4 protein-coding genes are annotated in these 5,575 nt (G+C 57.4%); all 4 read right to left on the reverse strand.

Annotated elements, in window-relative coordinates; translation table 11 throughout:
* Positions 1 to 80: 80 nt before the first annotated feature.
* Positions 81 to 860: a hypothetical protein gene (locus ACYVDE_RS13415; RefSeq protein ID WP_460502054.1), complete on the reverse strand. Its 780-nt coding sequence runs from the start codon at positions 858 to 860 to the stop codon at positions 81 to 83.
* Positions 861 to 910: 50 nt separating this feature from the next.
* On the reverse strand, positions 911 to 4,330 hold the full coding sequence (locus tag ACYVDE_RS13420) for a methylmalonyl-CoA mutase family protein (RefSeq protein WP_460502055.1): 3,420 nt from the start codon (positions 4,328 to 4,330) through the stop codon (positions 911 to 913).
* Between the two features lie 120 nt (positions 4,331 to 4,450).
* Positions 4,451 to 4,822, reverse strand: a complete 372-nt coding sequence (locus tag ACYVDE_RS13425) for a hypothetical protein (protein WP_460502056.1) — start codon at positions 4,820 to 4,822, stop codon at positions 4,451 to 4,453.
* A gap of 120 nt (positions 4,823 to 4,942) precedes the next feature.
* A partial coding sequence (locus ACYVDE_RS13430; protein WP_460502057.1) for an MDR/zinc-dependent alcohol dehydrogenase-like family protein occupies positions 4,943 to 5,575 on the reverse strand: 633 nt, incomplete at its 5' end.

Genomic DNA, 5,575 nt, shown 5'->3' on the forward strand with positions numbered 1-5,575 from the left:
GCATGCACGCAGCCCGAATTAAAATTTGCATCGACCGACATAATCACAGAACCATCCTCACTTAGACCACCGCCCACAATTTAATACCTCAAGTACTTTTTCAATGTCACGTTGTCAAATGTATACAGTCTTAAATGCGATACTGATTGTTGCACATTTAGATAGTGTGCATTATCTGTCCAGAAAGCCCATATTAAATTGTTAAGCAAAATAACTTTATCTGTTTTAGCCAATAGGCACCAAGAATACCTGCCCTCTGAAAGACCAAAACCTAGTTCTTCAATCTTGTTTTGTAATAGATACTGACGAAGTTGTTCCACCTCATTCTTCGCTTTATCATTACAGCCCTCTTGGTCGTATCCATCATTACCGAAAATGACAGTGATTTCAGAGCTATAAGCCAAAGCTCCTCTATGCACCTCAAACAACTGTTCATTTATAAAACTGCAGATTAAGTCGGCAATGTAATTCCACTCATCATTAGAGTATGTCGCCACATTTTTACTTCCTCTACCTAAAATTCTGTCGAAAACCTTACGTTCTGTTTGGCTTTTCCAGTCATTCAGTAGCTCAATAGTAAAAAAGTCTGTGTCGGTATCAATGATTTTAGCGCAACTGCTACACAGCCAAATTCCATTACTTGCATCCATTCTTTCGGCTTCGGTAAGAGATGCATCGTACCTAGGTCCACCGGGAGCTGCGGCCGTAATATGCGCAGCAGTTCCTTTTGATATAACCTTGTTTTTTTGGCTGTTAGGTCCGATTGTATGGTGGTCGCAGTCTGGGTTTGAGCACAAATACCCCACTCTTTTCGCCAAGAGTTCCTTAGTAGGTTGATTGAAGTTGTCTCTTTTTGCCATTTTCATTAATGCAATTAAAGCGTGGTGCTAAAAAGTGTTAGTAAGAAAACTTACATATTCCGCCGGTACTGCCCGCCGACCTCGAACAGCGCGTTGGTAATCTGCCCCAGCGAGCAGAACTTCACCGTTTCCATCAGCTCCTCGAACAGGTTTTCGTTGCGCACGGCCACTTGTTGCAGGCGCTTGAGGCGGGTTTCGGTCTGGTCGGCGTTGCGGGCGTGCAGGATGTTGAGCATCTCGATTTGGTACTGCTTTTCCTCCTCCGTGGCCCGGATGACTTCGGCCGGCACCACCGTGGGTGAGCCCTTCGACGAGAGGAAGGTATTCACCCCGATAATGGGGTACTCGCCCGTGTGCTTCAGCATCTCGTAGTGCATGCTTTCCTCCTGGATTTTGCCGCGCTGGTACATGGTTTCCATGGCTCCGAGCACGCCGCCGCGCTCCGTGATGCGGTCGAATTCGAGCAGCACCGCCTCTTCCACCAGGTCGGTCAGCTCCTCGATGATGAAGGAGCCTTGCAGCGGGTTTTCGTTTTTGGCCAGCCCCAGCTCGCGGTTGATGATGAGCTGAATGGCCATGGCCCGACGCACCGACTCCTCGGTGGGCGTGGTGATGGCCTCGTCGTAGGCATTCGTGTGCAGCGAGTTGCAGTTGTCGTAGATGGCATACAGCGCCTGCAACGTGGTGCGGATGTCGTTGAAGTCGATTTCCTGGGCGTGCAGGCTGCGGCCCGAGGTCTGGATGTGGTACTTCAGCATCTGGCTGCGGGCGTCGGCGCCGTACTTCAGCTTCATGGCCTTGGCCCAGATGCGGCGCGCCACCCGCCCAATCACGGCGTACTCCGGGTCGATGCCGTTGGAGAAGAAGAAGCTCAGGTTCGGCGCGAAGTCGTTCACGCTCATGCCGCGGCTCACGTAGTACTCCACAAACGTGAAGCCGTTGCTCAGCGTCAGGGCCAGCTGGGTGATGGGGTTGGCGCCGGCCTCGGCAATGTGGTAGCCCGAAATCGACACCGAGTAGAAATTCCGCACCGCGTGCCGGATGAAGTATTCCTGCACGTCGCCCATCAGGCGCAGCGCAAACTCGGTGCTGAAAATGCAGGTGTTCTGGGCCTGGTCTTCCTTCAGAATGTCGGCCTGCACGGTGCCGCGCACCTGCGTCAGCGTCTTGGCCTTGATAGACGAGTACACGTCGGCGGGCAGCACGTCCTCGCCCGTCACGCCGAGCAGTAGCAGGCCCAGGCCGTCGTTGCCGGCCGGCAGCTCGCCCTGGTAGCGGGGGCGGGCCACGTTTTTGGCCTTGTAAATCTGGTCGATTTTGGCTTCCACCTCCGCTTCCAGCCCCTGCTCCTTAATGTATAGCTCGCACTGCTGGTCGATAGCCGCGTTCATGAAAAACGCCGCCAGCGTGGCCGCCGGCCCGTTGATGGTCATCGACACCGACGTGCTGGGGTTGGCTAGGTTGAAGCCCGAGTACAGCTTCTTGGCATCGTCGAGGCAGCAGATGCTCACGCCCGCGTTGCCGATTTTGCCATAGATATCGGGCCGGTGGTCGGGGTCCTCGCCGTAGAGCGTCACCGAGTCAAACGCCGTGCTCAACCGCTTGGCCGGCAGGCCCATGCTCACGTAGTGGAAGCGGCGGTTGGTGCGCTCCGGCCCGCCCTCGCCGGCAAACATGCGCGTGGGGTCCTCGCCCTCGCGCTTGAAGGGGAACACGCCCGCCGTGTAGGGAAACTCGCCGGGGAAATTCTCCTGCATGGCCCAGCGCAGCCGGTCGCCCCAGCCCGAGTAGCGCGGCACCGCCACCTTCGGAATCTCGTTGCCCGACAGCGACTTGGTGTGCGTCTTCACCCGGATTTCCTTGCCCCGCACCGAGTACACGTACTCCGGGTTGCGGTAGTTCTGCAAGGTGCTTTCCCAGTTTTCCAGAATGGCCTGGCTGTCGGCATCGAGCCGGCGCAACTGCGTCTGCTTGTTCTTGGTGAACTCCTCCACCATGCTGGCGGAGCTCTTTTTCTCGTCGCGGTAGTGCTCTTCCAGCTTGGCAAACGCGCCAGCCACTTCCGCAATCTGGGCCTGCTCGCGCACGCGCTGGTCGTAGGCGCGGTTGGTTTCGGCAATCTCGGAGAGGTAGCGGGTGCGGTGCGGCGGGATGATGTAAATCTTCTCCGAATCCTCGGCGCTGGTTTCCAGGTGCGAGGCGAAGGTGGCGCCGGTCTTGGTTTCCAGCATCTTGAGCACCGCCCGGTACAGCCGGTTCATGCCCGGGTCGTTGAACTGCGAGGCAATGGTGCCGAACACCGGCATCTGGTCCGTGGGCGTGTCCCAGAGGCCGTGGTTGCGCTGGTACTGCTTGCGCACGTCGCGCAGCGCATCCAGCGCCCCGCGCTTGTCAAACTTGTTCAGCGCAATCACATCAGCAAAATCGAGCATGTCGATTTTCTCCAGTTGCGTGGCCGCGCCGTACTCCGGCGTCATCACATACAGGCTGGCGTCGGAGTGCTCGATGATTTCAGTATCAGACTGGCCGATGCCCGAAGTCTCCAGAATAATCAGGTCGTAGTTGGCGGCGCGCACCACGTCCACCGCATCCTGCACGTAGCGCGACAGCGCCAAATTGCTCTGGCGCGTAGCCAGGCTGCGCATGTACACCCGCGGCGAGTTGATGGCATTCATCCGAATCCGGTCGCCGAGTAGGGCGCCGCCCGTCTTGCGCTTGCTGGGGTCGACGGAAATGATGGCAATGGTCTTCTCCGGAAAATCCAGCAGGAAGCGCCGCACCAGCTCATCCACCAGCGACGACTTGCCCGCGCCGCCCGTGCCGGTAATACCGAGAATAGGAGCGGGGCGACGGTTGCTCAGATTCTGATTCTGTTCGTTTTCGCTGGTTTGAAACGCAACCAGTAGGTCGCCTTTCACCCGCTCGAACTCTTCGGGGAAGTTCTCCGCCGCCGAAATCAGGCGGCCAATGCTGCGGGCGTCTTTCTCTACCACGTGCCCGGCCTCGCCGTTCAAATTCTGTCCCGTCGGGAAGTCGGCACTCTCGAGCAAGTCATTAATCATGCCCTGCAAGCCCATCGCGCGGCCATCGTCCGGCGAGTAAATGCGGGTGATGCCGTAGCCCATCAGCTCGGCAATCTCGCTTGGCAGAATCACGCCGCCGCCGCCGCCGAAGATTTTAATGTGGCCCGCGCCGCGCTCCTTCAGCAGGTCGTGCATGTACTTGAAGTACTCGTTGTGCCCGCCCTGGTAGCTGGTAATCGCAATGGCCTGCGCATCTTCCTGAATGGCGCAGTCCACGATTTCCTGCACCGAGCGGTTGTGGCCGAGGTGAATGACCTCCGCGCCGCTGCTCTGAATAATGCGGCGCATGATGTTAATGGCCGCATCGTGGCCATCAAACAAAGCGGCGGCGGTGACAATGCGAACGTGGTTCTGAGGCTTATAAGGCGCGGTGGGAGCGGGGTGCATATAGTAAGGAGTAGGGCGGGAATTTCAGTCCGCGACCGTGAGGGTGGAAACCGTGGGCGAAGGTACGAAAAAGCCCCGGCGGGGGTGGCCGGGGCGGGGTTACGGAGACAAAGACGTCGTCTAATCAGATTCCGATTTGCTGAGAACCGACGGGTTCAGCACGTCTTCCAGATTTCCCTGCTTCAGCAAATCGGCAATAGTGGCTTCAATGCATTCACGAGTAAGCTCCTTCACAAACAAGTCAGGCGGAATCTGATACAGGCCATTCAAATGCTCTTTACTCTCAGTGTCTAAAGCCACAACAGTTGCCAGAAAAGCATAAGTCCAAACATTGATTCCATAGTACCGACCATCCGGCAAATCTACCCTAACGTTGCAGGCTTCGTTTTCCCTGTCCCAATCAACGCCGGTTATAAAGGCTTCGGTCTCCGGGTCCCATTTACTGGAGTAGTCGACGTGTTCAAATTCCAGCCAAAGGGTGAAATTTTGCATAGGTTGTGCCGTTAAGAAGTAGTGAGAATCGGGCCAATGTTACGGCCTGCCCTACGCCAAACGCAAACAGCCGGGCCGCCCATCTGGCAGTCCGGCTGTTGCTTCCGCTACCGCCGATGCCTAAGCGTCGGCCGTTTCCTTCTTGGACTTGGCTTTGGGTTTCACGTCCGGAATCAGGTTGTGGGGGTTAATCACAAACTTGCGGGCCACGCCCTTATCAAACTCGGCGTAACCTTTGGGGGCATCGTCGAGGCTGATGATTTCCACATTCACGGCTTTGGCAATCTGCACTTTATCGTACAGAATGGCCTGCATGAGCTGGCGGTTGTAGCTCATCACGGGCGTTTGGCCAGTGTGGAAGGAATGGCTCTTGGCCCAGCCCAGGCCGAAGCGGATGGACAGGTTGCCGGTTTGCGCGGCTTTCTCTTTGGCCCCGGGGTCGTCGGTCACGTACAGGCCGGGGATGCCGATGGAGCCGCCCGCGCGGGTGATTTCCATAAGCGAGTTGAGCACGGCGGCGGGCACTTCGGTTTTGGCCTGGGTGCCGTGGCCGCTGGCCTCGAAGCCCACGCAGTCGATGGCGCAGTCAATCTCGGGCACGCCCAGGATGTTGGCAATCTGGTCGGCCAGGCTGGCGTCCTCGTTCAAATCCACCGTTTCGCAGCCGAAGGAGCGGGCGTGCGCCAGGCGCGCCTTGTTCATGTCGCCCACAATCACCACAGCCGCGCCGAGCAGCTGCGCCGAGGCGGCGGC

The organism is Hymenobacter agri, from assembly GCF_054778495.1.